This is a genomic window from Clavibacter michiganensis (genome assembly GCF_021216655.1).
Taxonomy (GTDB): Bacteria; Actinomycetota; Actinomycetes; order Actinomycetales; family Microbacteriaceae; genus Clavibacter; species Clavibacter michiganensis.
This window is the reverse complement of sequence record NZ_CP080437.1, coordinates 2,929,264-2,943,610: the sequence shown is the minus strand read 5'-3', so window position 1 is coordinate 2,943,610 and position 14,347 is coordinate 2,929,264. Positions and strand designations below refer to the sequence as shown.

At 71.4% G+C, this 14,347-nt stretch carries 13 protein-coding genes; 4 read left to right on the top strand and 9 right to left on the bottom strand.

Annotated elements, in window-relative coordinates; all coding sequences use genetic code 11:
* Positions 1-30 precede the first annotated feature (30 nt).
* From K0V08_RS13970 to K0V08_RS13955, 4 genes are all read right to left on the bottom strand, one after another.
* On the bottom strand, positions 31-1,218 hold the full coding sequence (locus tag K0V08_RS13970; protein ID WP_079531549.1) for an AMP-binding protein: 1,188 nt from the start codon (positions 1,216-1,218) through the stop codon (positions 31-33).
* Positions 1,219-1,243: 25 nt separating this feature from the next.
* The gene (locus K0V08_RS13965; RefSeq protein WP_011931796.1) at positions 1,244-2,155 is read right to left on the bottom strand and encodes a 1,4-dihydroxy-2-naphthoyl-CoA synthase; all 912 of its coding nucleotides are present in this window, start codon (positions 2,153-2,155) and stop codon (positions 1,244-1,246) included.
* A gap of 81 nt (positions 2,156-2,236) precedes the next feature.
* Positions 2,237-2,980 carry a GIY-YIG nuclease family protein gene (locus K0V08_RS13960; protein ID WP_079531545.1) on the bottom strand — a complete coding sequence of 248 codons (744 nt, stop codon included), beginning with the start codon at positions 2,978-2,980 and terminating at the stop codon, positions 2,237-2,239.
* Between the two features lie 43 nt (positions 2,981-3,023).
* Positions 3,024-4,199, bottom strand: a complete 1,176-nt coding sequence (locus tag K0V08_RS13955; protein ID WP_011931794.1) for a DNA cytosine methyltransferase — start codon at positions 4,197-4,199, stop codon at positions 3,024-3,026.
* 76 nt (positions 4,200-4,275) lie between these two features.
* On the opposite strand from K0V08_RS13955, the gene K0V08_RS13950 reads away from it, so the two are divergent.
* The gene (locus K0V08_RS13950; RefSeq protein WP_079531542.1) at positions 4,276-5,259 is read left to right on the top strand and encodes an o-succinylbenzoate synthase; all 984 of its coding nucleotides are present in this window, start codon (positions 4,276-4,278) and stop codon (positions 5,257-5,259) included.
* A gap of 29 nt (positions 5,260-5,288) precedes the next feature.
* Here the strand turns inward: K0V08_RS13950 and ccsB are convergent, their stop codons facing one another.
* Genes ccsB through K0V08_RS13925 form a run of 5 tightly spaced genes read right to left on the bottom strand, consistent with a single transcriptional unit; the run spans position 5,289 to position 9,934 of the window.
* A complete protein-coding gene (ccsB, locus tag K0V08_RS13945; RefSeq protein WP_079531540.1) occupies positions 5,289-6,314 on the bottom strand; it encodes a c-type cytochrome biogenesis protein CcsB in 1,026 nt (341 codons plus the stop codon).
* Positions 6,311-7,957, bottom strand: coding sequence for a cytochrome c biogenesis protein ResB (gene resB, locus K0V08_RS13940; RefSeq protein WP_079531539.1), 1,647 nt, complete (start codon positions 7,955-7,957; stop codon positions 6,311-6,313). The genes ccsB and resB overlap by 4 nt, the downstream gene beginning before the upstream one ends.
* A complete protein-coding gene (locus tag K0V08_RS13935; RefSeq protein ID WP_079531536.1) occupies positions 7,941-8,681 on the bottom strand; it encodes a cytochrome c biogenesis CcdA family protein in 741 nt (246 codons plus the stop codon). Before K0V08_RS13935 ends, resB begins: the two co-directional genes overlap by 17 nt.
* On the bottom strand, positions 8,682-9,290 hold the full coding sequence (locus tag K0V08_RS13930) for a TlpA family protein disulfide reductase (RefSeq protein WP_079531534.1): 609 nt from the start codon (positions 9,288-9,290) through the stop codon (positions 8,682-8,684).
* Complete coding sequence (locus K0V08_RS13925; protein ID WP_079531531.1) at positions 9,290-9,934, bottom strand: histidine phosphatase family protein; 645 nt, start codon at positions 9,932-9,934, stop codon at positions 9,290-9,292. Before K0V08_RS13925 ends, K0V08_RS13930 begins: the two co-directional genes overlap by 1 nt.
* 315 nt (positions 9,935-10,249) lie before the next feature.
* Between K0V08_RS13925 and K0V08_RS13920 the strand changes: the two genes are divergently transcribed.
* The 3 genes from K0V08_RS13920 (at position 10,250) to K0V08_RS13910 (ending at position 14,334) form a co-directional block, all read left to right on the top strand.
* Positions 10,250-11,293: a sigma-70 family RNA polymerase sigma factor gene (locus tag K0V08_RS13920; RefSeq protein WP_079531529.1), complete on the top strand. Its 1,044-nt coding sequence runs from the start codon at positions 10,250-10,252 to the stop codon at positions 11,291-11,293.
* 231 nt (positions 11,294-11,524) lie between these two features.
* Complete coding sequence (locus K0V08_RS13915; protein ID WP_043560512.1) at positions 11,525-11,737, top strand: hypothetical protein; 213 nt, start codon at positions 11,525-11,527, stop codon at positions 11,735-11,737.
* A gap of 107 nt (positions 11,738-11,844) precedes the next feature.
* Complete coding sequence (locus K0V08_RS13910) at positions 11,845-14,334, top strand: excinuclease ABC subunit UvrA (RefSeq protein WP_011931786.1); 2,490 nt, start codon at positions 11,845-11,847, stop codon at positions 14,332-14,334.
* Positions 14,335-14,347 lie beyond the last annotated feature (13 nt).

The following is a 14,347-nucleotide window of genomic DNA, read 5'->3' as shown; positions in this document are numbered from 1 at the left end:
GGCGCGCGGGCGACGGCGCGGGTCCCGGCGTCAGCCGCGCGGATCCGCGTCGGCCAGCGCCTTCAGCGCCCGGCGGTCGGGCTTGCCTGACGGAAGCGTCGGCATGGCGTCGATGCCGCGGACGACGGCGGATCCCGCGACGCGGCCGAGGCGCGCGGCCAGCTCGCGGCGCACGCGCTCGGCGAGCTCCGGATCGACGGGTCCCGGCACGAAGACGACCGGCCGCTGCCCCCAGCCCGCGTGCTCGCCGGGCACCGCGACGGCCTCGGCGAGGCGCGCCTCCCATGCCCCGAGCGACCGCACCGCCTCCTCGACCGCGGCCAGCCGCAGCTTCTCGCCGCCGGAGATCACGACGTCGTCGAGCCGCCCGGTGATGCGCAGCACGCCGTCGACCAGCTCGCCGCCGTCGCCCGTGCGGTACCAGCGCCGGCCGTCGTGCTCGCCGAACGCCGCGTCCGTCGCTCTCGGGTCGCCCAGGTAGCCCTCCGCGAGCATCGGGCCGGCGAGCTCCACCTGGCCGTCGACGACGGCGACCTCGGCCGTCGCGACCGGCACGCCGTCGTAGACGCAGCCGCCCGCGGTCTCGCTGGATCCGTAGGTGCGCACGACGCGCCACCCCAGCGCGGCCGCGCGGTCGACCAGGTGCGGGGGCGTCGCCTGGCCGCCGACGAGGATCGCCTCGACGCGTCGGACCGCGTCGCGGATGCGGCGGGCGTCATCCCCCGTTGCGACGTCCTCCGCCGCCTCCACGAGCCGGTGCAGCTGCGTCGGCACGAGCGAGGTGTAGCGGGCGACGCGCGCGTCCATCGACGCGGCCAGCTCCGCGAACGCGCGCGGGTCGAAGCTCCCGGGCGCGAGGACCGCGGGCGTCGTGCCCGCGGCGATCGAGCGCACGAGCACCTGGAGTCCGGCGATGTAGTGGGTGGGGAGCGCCAGGATCCACTGCCCGGGCGCCCCGAGCGCCGCCTGCGACGCGGCGGCGCTCGCCAGCAGCGCGTCCGACGACAGCGCGACGCGCTTGGGCCGGGAGGTGGTGCCGCTCGTCTCGACCACGAGCGCCACGCGGCGCTCGACCTCGGCGGGCGGCGGCGGATCCCCGGCGGCGACGGGAGCGTCCACCGGCCGCGCGAGGAGGGCCGGGCCGTCGCCCGCGAGCGCCGCGCGGAGGAGCGGCACCACGTCGGCGCCGGACGCGGTCAGCCGTTCGAGGCGCCTCACGGGAGCGGGAGCGGGATCGCGCGGATCAGAACTGCCACGGGAACGGCGACCAGTCGGGCGCCCGCTTCTCGAGGAAGGAGTCGCGGCCCTCGACGGCCTCGTCGGTCCCGTAGGCGAGGCGCGTGGCCTCGCCCGCGAACACCTGCTGGCCGACCATGCCGTCGTCCACCGCGTTGAAGGCGAACTTGAGCATGCGGATCGCGGTGGGCGACTTCCCGAGGATCGTCTCGGCCCATCCGAGCGCCGTCGCCTCGAGCTCGGCGTGCGGCACGACGCGGTTCACGGCGCCCATCTCGTACATGCGCTGGGCGCTGTGCTCCTCGGCGAGGAAGAACACCTCGCGCGCGGCCTTCTGGCCGACCTGGCGGGCGAAGTACGCGGATCCGTACCCGCCGTCGAACGAGCCGACGTCCGCGTCGGTCTGCTTGAAGCGCCCGTGCTCGGCCGACGCGATCGTGAGGTCGCACACGACGTGCAGCGAGTGCCCGCCGCCGGCCGCCCAACCGGGGACGACCGCGATGACGACCTTGGGCATGAAGCGGATGAGGCGCTGCACCTCGAGGATGTGGAGACGGCCGGCACGCGCCGGGTCGACGCCCTCGGCCGTCTCGCCCTCGGCGTACTTGTAGCCGTCTCGCCCGCGGATCCGCTGGTCGCCGCCGCTGCAGAACGCCCAGCCGCCGTCCTTCGGGCTCGGGCCGTTGCCGGTGAGGAGCACGACGCCGATGCGCGGATCCTGCCGGGCGTCGTCGAGCGCCTGGTACAGCTCGTCGACCGTGCGCGGGCGGAAGGCGTTGCGCACCTCCGGCCGGTCGAACGCGATGCGCGCGATGCGGCCCGTGAGGTCGTGGTGGTACGTGATGTCGGTGAAGCCCTCCGCGAGGGGGACGTCGCGCCAGCGGGTGGGATCGTGGATGTCGGAGACCTGCTTCACCATGCGTCCAGCCTAGGCGGCGCTCCGGCGGGTGCCCGCGGGTGCGACTAACAAACCAAAGCCGTCGACCTGTCTAAGCGTCGGTCAATCGGCTTCTTCTTCGCTCGCATCGCCAGCCGCTTGACTACTCGACTCGAACAGCACATTTCCGACGAGGGCGGCGATGTCGATGGCATCGGCGCGAGGAGCGACTCTCCCTTCGGCTTCGGCGAGCCTCGTCGCCGCGATGTAAGCGAGCCGGACCGCCTGGACGACGATGACACGGCGCAGGCCTTCGGTGACCTCCCCTCGCTCGCGCGCGACGGCTGCAAGGCGCGAGATAGTCTCAGCCCGACGCGCAAGTCGAATGTCTGGGTGCCCCCGCTCGGCTCGCGTCCGTGCGTCGATAAGTTCCCACCGGAGAGACTCGGGCATGTCCACTCGTGGGGATACCGGTGGTATTTTCTCATTAAGAATCGCGTTGAATCTGGACTTCTCGATGGCGCTGAGGTACGCCGAGTACTCGTAGGAGTTCAATCGAACCTTTGCCTCTGAATTGCTGCCGGGAATGGTCTCGAGATCCCAGATCGGCCACACCTCCACCGCAGCGACTTCAAACACATCGAGTATTCGCATGGCCACGGCATCGGTCCGCTGATTCGTCAGGTGCCGCCGGATGCGAGTCCGCAGGCGTTCGTTGGTCTGACCGACATAGATCGGCTCGCCATCGTAATCGTAGAAAGCGTAGACCCCCCAACGCGCATCGAGCCACCGTCGCCCGTGGTAATCTCGCGCACTGATGAACCGCTCAAGTGATTCGCGAAAGTCGCGGACATCGTGAGCTGGCAATGATTTCTTTATGGGCTTAGCCGAGGGTGCGGAAGCCGCAGTTTCATCGCGCAATGGACGCCGCGCTCTCGAGCTCAGCCAAGTGCCCCTTGAGCAGGGGCATCAGGTAGTTGCTACCGAGCCATTCCACCGCCGGAACGGCGACAGCATCCCCAAAGGCGAAGAGCACCTTACTTGCGGGCGTACCCTGAATGTTGTAATCCTCAGCACCCATGAGGCGCGCGTATTCCAACGGCGTCATCCAGCGGACACTGACAACCCCTTTCTCGATCTTTACAACGGCCTGCTTAGATGAGCCTCCGCGCGCAGTGCGAAGGCATCCAGCAATCTCATCGGGGCGCACTTCCCAAGTCGCCACACCGTTTCGAGTCCTTCGGTATGCCGTCCGATACGAGACATGAGATGACTTGCGAAGCAGCGCCACGCGATCTCGTTGGACAGAAGAGAGGGACGCCATAAATGATTCGGTACGCTCCGCCTCCCACCAGCGCGAATCATTGCCGCTCATTTTCTCCATAATGCTTTCTAGGCCCGACGTTCTCGGTGCCGGTGGATCCGGGAGTGCGGCCCTGTGAGTTCGAAGCGTCGGATCATTGAATACCCACGAGAACTGCGCCGGCCGAAGCGCGGACACCTGTTCGCCTGCATCCGCTGGGGGTACTAGGGCACCGACGAGAAACATCCTGGGTCTCGACTGCGGCAAGAATCGACGCGCGTCGATCGACAGGACGTCGATCGAGTATCCAAGATCATTGAAAGCCCTGATGGCGGCGGTCAAGTCATCGCCTCCATGGCTCGTGGCGAGTCCGACGACGTTCTCCAAGACAACGACCGGCGGTCGCTCCTCACCGAGAGCCGCAAGCGCGTCGACGAAACCCCAGAATGCATTTGACTCACCGGATCGCAAGCCACCTCGCGTGCCCGCGAGCGACAGATCAGTACAAGGAGACGAGCCCCACGCGAGCGCGGCGTCGCGCGGTAGCTCGTCGTGGTCAAGCCCGAAAACGTCACCCACGCGGTAGATGTGGTCGCGCCCTGCTTCCCGATCACGAAAATTGCGCTCGTAGAGGGCATGCTTGTCAGGCTCATAGTCGTTCGCCCACGTCACCTGGAACCCTGCGCTCTCCAGTCCCATGCGAGCGAGGCCGACGCCAGCGAAGAACTCCATGACCTTCGGCCGGGCGGACGCGATCGGCGTGACATTTCGAGGTTCGAGCATGTGATCATGCTATCCAGCACGCCCGACGCTAGCGTCAGGCGCCCCGGCGGGTGCCCGCGGGTGCGAGGCTGGATCCATGCTCCCCGCCCTGGACGACCTGCTCGCCACCGCCCGCGTCGTCGCCCTCCCGCTCCGCACGCGCTTCCGCGGCCTCGACGTGCGCGAGGCCGTGCTCATCGAGGGCCCGCTCGGCTGGACGGAGTTCTCGCCGTTCGTCGAGTACGACGACGCGGAGTCCGCGGCCTGGCTCGCCGCCGCCATCGACTTCGGCTGGACGGAGCCGCCCGCGCCCTTGCGCGACCACGTGCTCGTGAACGCGACGATCCCGGCCGTCGAGGCCGCTCGCGTCGCCGAGGTGCTGGCCCGGTTCCCCGGCTGCCGCACCGCGAAGGTCAAGGTCGCCGAGCGCGGCACGACGCTCGTGGACGACGTGGCCCGCGTCGCCGAGGTCCGCCGCCTCCTCGGGCCCGAGGGCCGGGTGCGGATCGACGCGAACGCGGCCTGGAACGTGGACGAGGCCGAGCACGCGATCCACGCCCTCGCCGCGCACGACCTCGAGTACGTGGAGCAGCCATGCGCGTCGGTGGAGGAGCTCGCCGAGCTGCGCGGGCGGATCCGCCACCTGGGCGTGCCGCTCGCCGCCGACGAGAGCGTGCGCAAGGCCGAGGACCCGCTGCGGGTCGCTCGCGCCGGAGCCGCCGACCTGCTCGTGATCAAGGCGCAGCCGCTCGGCGGGATCCACCGCGCGCTGCGCATCACGCGGGAGGCGGGCCTGCCCGTCGTCGTCTCGAGCGCGCTCGACACGAGCGTGGGCATCTCCATGGCCGCGCACCTCGCGGCGGCGATCCCCGAGCTGCCGCACGACTGCGGCCTCGGCACGGTCTCGCTCTTCGTCGAGGACGTCGTGGCCGAGCCGCTCGTGCCCGTAGACGGCAAGATCGCCGTGCGCCGCGTCTCGCCCGACGCGCGCCTCCTGGACGCCCACGCTGTCGACGCGGACCGCCGCGAGTGGTGGCTCGACCGGATCCGCCGCACGCACGCCGTGCTCGCCGGCGCCTGACGCGGTGGACGTCAGCCGGCCGGAGCGGACTACAGGCCGCTGTAGGTGTGCAGGCCCTTGAAGAACACGTTCACGACGCCGAAGTTGAACATGACGGCCGAGAACCCGATGATGGCGAGCCACGCCGACCGCGACCCGCGCCAGCCGCGCGTGGCCCGCGCGTGGATGTACCCGGCGTAGAGCACCCAGATGATGAAGGTCCAGACCTCCTTGGTGTCCCACCCCCAGTAGCGGCCCCACGCGCGCTCGGCCCAGATGGCGCCGGCCATGAGCGTGAAGGTCCAGAAGATGAAGCCCACGATGTTGAGGCGGTAGGCCATCGACTCGAGCGTGACGGAGTCGGGCAGCGTGGCGAGGAAGCGCATCTTCGCGGCCCGCGCGTCGGCGGCCAGCGACTCCCGCCGGAACTGCAGGAGCTGCACGCCGGACAGCGCGAAGGCCAGGGCGAAGAATCCCGTGCCGAGCGCCGCGACGAAGACGTGGATCACGAGCCAGTACGACTGCAGCGACGGCGGCAGCGGCGCCACCTCGACGCGGTACTGCACCACGGCGATGCCGAGCAGGATGAGGATGAGGCCGGTGACGAAGGTGCCGAGGAAGCGCAGGTCGCGGCGCGTGAGCACGATGAGGTAGACGCTGAGGATGAGCAGCGTGCCCGTCATCGCGAACTCGTACATGTTGGCCCACGGCACACGCGAGGCGGCGAGGCCCCTGAGCACCGTGGCGACCGCGTGCGCGACGAACCCGATGCCGAGCAGCACCATGGCGACGTTGAGGCTGATCGAGCGGCCGGCGGCGACGGGAGCGTCCGGACCGGAGACGACGCCGTCGCGACCAGACGACGCGGGCTCGCGCTCGATGGTGGCGGTGCCGCCGCGGCGGGCGGCGGTGGCGCCGACGGCGGAGGGCTGGCGTGCCGCGGCGGTGGCCGCGTCCGCCACGAGCGCGGACCGCCGCGCGAGGTCGAGGGCGAACGCGATGAACGCGGCCGCGTAGAGCCCCATCGCGACGAGGAGCGCGATGAGGGAGACGTCGTCGAGCATGGCCGTGTTCACGAGTGGAGCCTAACTTCTGCATCTGACACCGCGCCCGGCGCGAGGCCGGCCACGTGCTTGTCCGCCAGGGCCGCGACCGCGGCCTCCAGCGTGGGGTCCTCGCCGCGGGCGAGGCCCGCGTACTCGAGGGTCGTGGATCCGTCGGCCTGCGGCACGGCCTTGACCCACACGCGCCGGCGCGGCACGAAGAGGGACGTGAGCAGGCCGCCGAGCACGAGGATCGCGAACAGCAGCACCCAGCGCTGCGTCGGGTCGTGGTGCACGTCGAACGAGACGAAGCGCGGCACGGAGTCGAGGCTCACGCTGCCGAGGCCGTCGGGCAGGTCCATCGTCTGGCCGGGGGCGAGCTCGATGGACTGGACGCCCGTCTTGCCGCCGGTGAGCTGCGTGAGGTCCCCCGTGTCGAGCGTGTACACCGAGGTGGGCACGCCGCCGTCGATCCCGAGGTCGCCCGTGTAGACGTTGAGCGTCAGCAGCGGGTTGTCGAGGTCCGGGTAGGAGGAGAAGAACGGCGCCTTCTCCGCGCCCTGCGTCGGGTAGAAGAAGCCGAGCATGCCGACCTGCTCGCGCAGGCCGTCCGGCACCTTGACGACGCCGAGCGAGGTGAGCTTCGCGTCCTGCGGGAGGAACGGCACGTCGGCGCTGTAGACGACCGTGCCCGCGGGATCCCGCACCGTCACGTGCGGCGCGTAGCCGTTGCCGAGCAGGTACATGTCGGTGCCGCCGATGGCGAGCGGGTCGTTGACCTTGACCTCGCGCTCCTGCGGCTGGCCGCCCGGCACGTCGGCCGTCACGTCGGCCGTGAAGTCGAGCGGCTGGCCGATGGCGTTCGGGTTCTGCTGCTCGTACTGCACGTGCAGCGCGTTGAGCTTCACCCGGTAGGGGGTGAGCGACGAGTCGTCGAAGAACCGGCCCGGGTTGAACGAGTCGAAGGTGGAGAGCGTGTTGACGAACGACTGGCCCTCCACGAGCACCTTCTGCCCGGAGTAGCCGAAGCCGCCGCCGATGCCGACCGTGATGAGGATCCCGACGAGCGCGGAGTGGAAGACGAGGTTGCCGGTCTCGCGCAGGTAGCCGCGCTCGGCCGAGACCGAGAGCACGCCGCCCTCGGCCGACGCGTCGTCGACGAGGACCGTCCGGTAGCGCTGGCGCTTGAGCAGCGCCCGAGCCTGGCGGATCGCGTCGACCGGATCAGCGGTGGTGGTCCGCGTCGTGTACCCGGCGAGGCGGGAGAGCCGGGCCGGCGTCTTGGGCGGTGCCTGGCGCAGCGCGTCGAAGTGGTGCTTGGCGCGCGGCACGACGCAGCCGATGAGGCTGATGAACAGCAGCAGGTAGATGGAGGAGAACCACACCGAGCTGTAGGTGTCGAACACCTGGAGCTTGTCGAGCACCGGGTAGAGGTCCGGGTTGTCGGCGCGGAACTGCGTGACGCCGTTCGGGTCGGAGCTGCGCTGCGGCACGAGGGATCCGGGGATCGCCGCGAACGCGAGCAGGAGCAGCAGGAACAGCGCCGTGCGCATGCTCGTGAGCTGCCGCCAGAACCAGCGCAGCGTGCCCAGGAAGCCGAGCTTCGGCTGCGCGATGGGCGCCCCCTCGCGCGGCGCCTGCCGTGGGGAGTCGACGTGGTCAGATGGCCGGGACATACGAGGCGATCACCCCCTGGAGCTGGAGCATCCACGCCGACCAGAGCCCGGAGACCATGAGCACGCCGGTGATGACCAGCAGGGCTCCCCCGACGAGGTTGACGGTGCGGATGTGGCGGCGGAGGAACCCGACGGTGCGCGTCATCCACCCGAGGCCGAGGGCCACGAGGAGGAACGGCACGCCGAGCCCGATGCAATAGGCGACGCCGAGCAGCACGCCGCGGCCCGCGTCGGCCGACGTGAGGCTCATGGAGATGACGACCGCGAGCGTCGGGCCGATGCAGGGCGCCCAGCCGATGCCGAAGACGATCCCGAGCAGCGGAGCGCCCGCGAGCCCGGTCGCGGGGCGCCACGAGCTCTTCACCTGCCGCTGCAGGAACCCGAGCCGGCCGGTGAACACGAGGCCCATCACGATGAGGACGACCCCGAGGATCCGCGTGATGACGTCCTGCCAGCGCATGAGCCAGAAGCCGGCCGTGGCCGAGACGAGAGTCGTGACGATGAAGACCGCCGAGAAGCCGAGCACGAACAGGGCCGTGCCGAGGAGCAGCCGCCGACGCGTCGCGGATCCGCCCTTCGCCTCCGCCATGCCGCCGATGTACCCGAGGTAGCCGGGCACGAGCGGCAGCACGCACGGCGACGCGAACGAGACCAGGCCCGCGAGGAGCGCGAGCGGCACCGCGACGAGGAGCTGGCCGGAGAGGACCCCCTGGATCTGGTCCACCTACCCCGCCGCCTCGGCGACGGTGTCCTTCACCAGCGTGCGGAGCACGCCGGGGTCGATCTGCCCGAGCACGCGGGACGCCACGCGGCCCTGGCGGTCGAGGACGATGGTGGCGGGCACGGCGTTCGGCGCGATGGTGCCGGCGAACGCGAGCTGCATGGAGGTGTCCTCGACGTCGAGGACGGACGGGTAGGTGATGCCGTACGTCTTGTCGAAGGAGTCGACGTTCGGGCGCTGGTCGCGGGTGTTGACGCCGAGGAACCTCACGCCGTCCGCCGCGTGCTCCTCGCTCGCGGCCTGCAGGTCCTTCGCCTCGAGGCGGCAGGGCGGGCACTCGGCGTACCAGAAGTTGAGGACCGTGACGGATCCGCGGTAGTCGGCGGAGCTGATCTCCGTGCCGTCCGACAGCGTGCCGGAGAAGTCGACGGGGGCCGCGCGCTCGGCGAGCGGGATCTCCGTGAAGGTGCCGTCGCCGGCGATGTAGCGCTTGTTGTCGCCGGCCTTGAACTCGGCGGCCAGCGGATCCTCGGTGCAGCCCGAGAGGGCGACCGCGGCCAGCAAGGACGATGCGGCGGCGGCCAGGATGCTGCGACGGCTGACGCCGGGCATCAGACCGCCCCCTGGTCGACGGCGTCCGCGGCGAGCCCCGCGGCCGCGTCGATGTAGCCCGTCTCGACGAAGCGGTCGCCGACGCGCTCGACCGTGGTGATGCTCGACAGGGCGCAGCGGCGCTGGCGCGGGTCGTGGAAGAGGCGCTCGCCCGCGAGGGAGAGGTGCACCATCCATATGGGCAGCTGGTGGCTCACGATGACGACGTCGCCGTCGGGCACGGAGCGGTACGCGGCCTTCACTGCCTCCGCCATGCGCGCGGCGATGGAGCGGTAGGACTCGCCCCAGCTGGGCTTCACGGGGTCGACGACCAGCGGCCAGAGGCGCGGCGAGCGCGCGATGCGCGCGGGCGACGGGAACTTGGATCCCTCGAAGCGGTTGGTGGGCTCGATGACGCGCTCGTCGATGGCGACCTCGAGGGCGAAGCGCTCGGCCCAGGGGGCGGCGGACTCCTGCGCGCGCTGCAGCGGGGACGCGATGACCCGGTTGACCGGAGCACCCTCCTCCTCGAGCGCGCGCGCCGCGGCGTCCGCCATGCGGTGGCCGAGCTCGGAGAGGCCGTAACCCGGGATCCGTCCGTAGAGGACTCCGTGCGGGTTGTGCACCTCGCCGTGACGGACGAGATGGATTCGTGAGGCGACCACCCGTCAAGTGTAGGTGGCGAGGAGATGTACAACCGCCGAGGATCGGGCGCAACCCCCTGCGCTAATCATTCGTCCCCAATACGATCGGGTACACCGGTGGGGGCCGGCCTCTCGGGACCGGTGCCGACCGGATGTTACGTGCGTATACGAACGTTTGGGCCCCAAAGGAATCGCGCGCTAAGTTAGGCGCTCGAGGTCGTGATCCGGCCTCGGGCGGGAGCCCCGTGGAGCACGGGACCTCGCAGAGACCCCCGTCGAACGGACGCGGGCCCGCATGACGATGCCGTCCGCGACGGCACGGAAGGAACGGGCACCATGACGATGACACCGACCAGGCCCACGGCCGCCGAGACCACCTCCGACACCGAGCTCGACCAGGTCGAGTCCGTCCGTCCCGTCGATCCGTACGCGGACTCCGACCTCCCCGAGCCGTCGCTCGTCACCCCGGGCGCCAGCACCGACGCCGTCAAGGACTACCTCCGCCAGATCGGCCGCGTGCCGCTGCTCACCGCCGAGCAGGAGGTGACCGTGGCCCGCCGCATCGAGGTGGGCGTCCTGTCGCAGGAGGTCATCGACACCCGCACCGACCTCACGCCCGCCGAGCGCCGCGAGTACCAGACGCTCGCCCAGGACGGGATGCGCGCGAAGCAGCACCTCGTGAACGCCAACCTGCGCCTCGTCGTCAGCATCGCCAAGCGCTACACGGGCCGCGGCCTGCCGTTCCTGGACCTCATCCAGGAGGGGAACATGGGCCTCGTCCGCGCGGTCGAGAAGTTCGACTACCAGGCCGGCTTCAAGTTCTCGACCTACGCCTCGTGGTGGATCAAGCAGTCCATCACCCGCGGCATGGCCGACACGAGCCGCACCATCCGGATCCCCGTGCACACCGTCGAGCACATCAACCGGATCAACGCCGTGCAGCGCGAGCTCGCGGTGGAGCTCGGGCGCGACCCCTCCATGGAGGAGATCGCCCGCGAGTCGGACACGCCCGTCACCAAGGTGCGCTACCTGCTCGACCGCGCGCAGGAGCCCATGTCGCTGCAGGTCCTCGTCGGCGGCAGCGGCGGCGACGGCGACACCGAGATGGCGGACCTCATCGAGGACGCCGACGTCACGCAGCCCATCGACGTGGTGACGCAGCAGCTCATGGCCGCGCACGTCATGCGCCTCATCGACGGGCTCGCCGAGCGCGACGCCGAGGTCGTGCGGATGCGCTTCGGCCTCGCCGGCCTCGAGCCGCGCTCGCTCGCCTTCGTGAGCCAGCAGCTCGGCGTGACGCGCGAGCGCGTGCGCCAGATCGAGAAGAAGGTGCTCGCGAAGCTCCGCATCCCGGAGCTGGAGACGTACATCCGCGGCTGAACCGCCGCGTCACGGGAGGGCCGTCAGCGTGAGCGCGGGCGGCCCTCCGTCGTGCGCGGACGGGGCGGATGTCCGCGGGCGCCCCGCGATCCTCCGGATCCGCCCGGAAGAACGCCCACTAGTCGTTAGTGCGCATACAGTCGAGTTCCACCGAACGACAGGCGCCGGACGCGCATCCCCGTCCCGGCGACAGCACGCGGCTCGACGACGAGCCGCGGAGAAGGAGGAGCGATGGCTCTCACGCAGACCGCACCCGGCCAGACCGACATCCCCGGGATCAGCTGGTCCCCCGTCGCGGCGGGGCTCTGGGTCGCCCGACGCGGCGACGAGTTCGCCGGGCTCTCCGAGGAGAGGTGGGGCGCGGGCTTCCACGTCACCGACCGCCTCGGCCGCGACGTCGGGGACTTCCCGACGCTGCAGGAGGCGCGCGGCGCGCTGGGCTGACCCGCCCCCGGGCGGCGGCGGACCCGCCGGCCCGGGACCCGTAGCACCTCGCGGGTGCGCGCGCACGGGATCGACGATGCCGCGCGCGCAGGCCTAGGGTCGAGCAGGTGCCTTCCTCCGAGATCCACCCTCCCGCTGAATCCCCCGACGACCGGGCCGACGGCTTCGTCCGCGTGCGGGGTGCGTCCGAGAACACGCTGCGCGACGTGGACGTCGACATCCCCCGCGACCGGATCGTCGCCTTCACGGGGGTCTCGGGATCCGGCAAGTCGTCGCTCGCGTTCGGCACCGTCTACGCCGAGGCGCAGCGGCGGTTCTTCGAATCGGTCGCGCCGTACGCGCGCCGGCTGATCCGGCAGGAGCAGACGCCGCACGTCGAGAGCATCACCGGGCTGCCGCCCGCCGTCGCGCTGCAGCAGCGCCGCGGTGCGCCGAGCACGCGCTCGACCGTCGGCACCGTGACGACGCTCTCCAACTCGCTGCGGATGCTGATGTCCCGGGCCGGGACCTACCCCGCGGGCCAGGGCCGGCTCGACTCCGACGCGTTCTCGCCCAACACCGCCGCGGGCGCCTGCCCGGTCTGCCACGGCCTCGGCGTCGCGCACACCGTGACCGAGGGCTCGCTCGTCCCTGATCCGTCGCTCACGATCCGCGAGGGCGCCATCGCGGCATGGCCGGGCGCCTGGCAGGGCAAGAACCTGCGCGACATCGTCATCGCGCTCGGGTACGACGTGGACGTACCGTGGCGCGAGCTGCCGCAGGAGGCGCGCGACTGGATCCTGTTCACCGAGGAGCAGCCGGTGGTGCAGATCACCCCGCAGCGCGACCGCGTGGCGAAGCCCTACAACGGGCGGTTCTGGAGCGCGCGCTCCTACGTGCTGCACACGCTCGCCGACTCGGCGAGCCCCCGGCTCCGGGAGGCGGCGCTCGCGCACATGGTCTCGGGCACGTGCGAGCGGTGCGGCGGCAGCGGGCTGACGCCCGAGGCGCTGGCCGTGACCTTCGCGGGCCGCAGCATCCAGGAGCTCAACGCGCTGACGCTCGCGGACCTCGCGACGGCCATCGCGCCGACGGACGGCATGGGCGACGTGGCCGTGACCATCACGACCGACCTCGTCGCGCGCCTCGCCGTGCTCGTGGACCTCGGACTGGGCTACCTCAGCCTCGGCCGCGTCACCACGACGCTGTCGCCCGGCGAGATGCAGCGGCTCCGGCTCGCGACGCAGCTGCGGTCGGGGCTGTTCGGCGTGGTGTACGTGCTCGACGAGCCGTCGGCGGGGCTGCACCCTGCCGACGCCGAGCCGCTGCTCGAGGTGCTCGAGCAGCTGCGCGACTCCGGCAACTCCGTCTTCGTGGTCGAGCACGACATGGACGTCGTGCGGCGGGCCGACTGGATCGTGGACGTGGGGCCGGGCGCGGGGCAGGCGGGCGGATCCGTCGTCTACAGCGGTCCCGTCGACGGGCTCCGCGAGGTGGTGGCCTCGGCGACCCGGCCGCACCTCTTCCCCGACCTCGCGCCCGCCCGGGCGGAGCGCACGCCGCGGACGCCGACCGGGAGCATCCGGGCGACGGGCGTGACGCTGCACAACCTCGTGGACCTCGACGTGGAGATCCCGCTCGGCGTCATGGTCGCGGTGACGGGCGTCTCCGGATCCGGCAAGTCGACGCTCGTGAGCCGCGTGCTCCCGGACCTGCTGCGGGCCTCGCTCGCGCCCGACCGCGTGGTGGTCGAGCAAGCGGACGACGCGGACGAGGTCGACGACGCATCCGGGCCGGCGCGCATCGCCCGGGTGGAGGGCGCCGATGCGGTGGATCGGCTGGTCTCCGTCGACCAGCGCCCCATCGGCCGCACGCCGCGCTCGACGCTCGCGACCTACACCGGGCTCTTCGACGCGGTGCGGCGCACGTACGCGTCCACCGACGAGGCCCGCGCCCGCGGCTACGGCGCCGGGCGGTTCTCGTTCAACGTCGCGGGCGGGCGCTGCGAGACGTGCCAGGGCGAGGGATCCGTGACCGTCGAGCTCCTCTTCCTCCCGGGCTCCTACGGGCCGTGCCCCACATGCCACGGCGCGAGGTACGAGCCCGGGACGCTCGAGATCGAGCACCACGGGCGCTCGATCGCCGACGTGCTGGCGATGACGGTGGACGAGGCGCACGGATTCCTCCAGGACGTGCCGCTCGCCGCGCGGGCCCTCGCGACGCTCCGCGACGTCGGGCTCGGCTACCTGCGGCTCGGCCAGCCGGCGACCGAGCTGTCGGGCGGGGAGGCGCAGCGGATCAAGCTGGCCACCGAGCTGCAGCGGGCGCCGCGCGGCCACACGCTCTACCTCCTCGACGAGCCGACCACCGGACTCCACCCGGCGGACGTCGTGCTCCTCCTCCGCCAGCTGCAGGGGCTCGTCGACGCGGGCAACACGGTCGTCGTGGTGGAGCACGAGATGGACGTGGTGGCGGACGCCGACCGCGTGATCGACCTGGGCCCGTCCGGCGGCGACCAGGGCGGGCGGATCGTCGCGCAGGGCACCCCGCGCGAGGTCGCCGACACGGCCGGCAGCCGCACGGCGCCGTACCTCGCGCGGCGGCTCGACGCCTCATGAGGCCGTGCGCCCG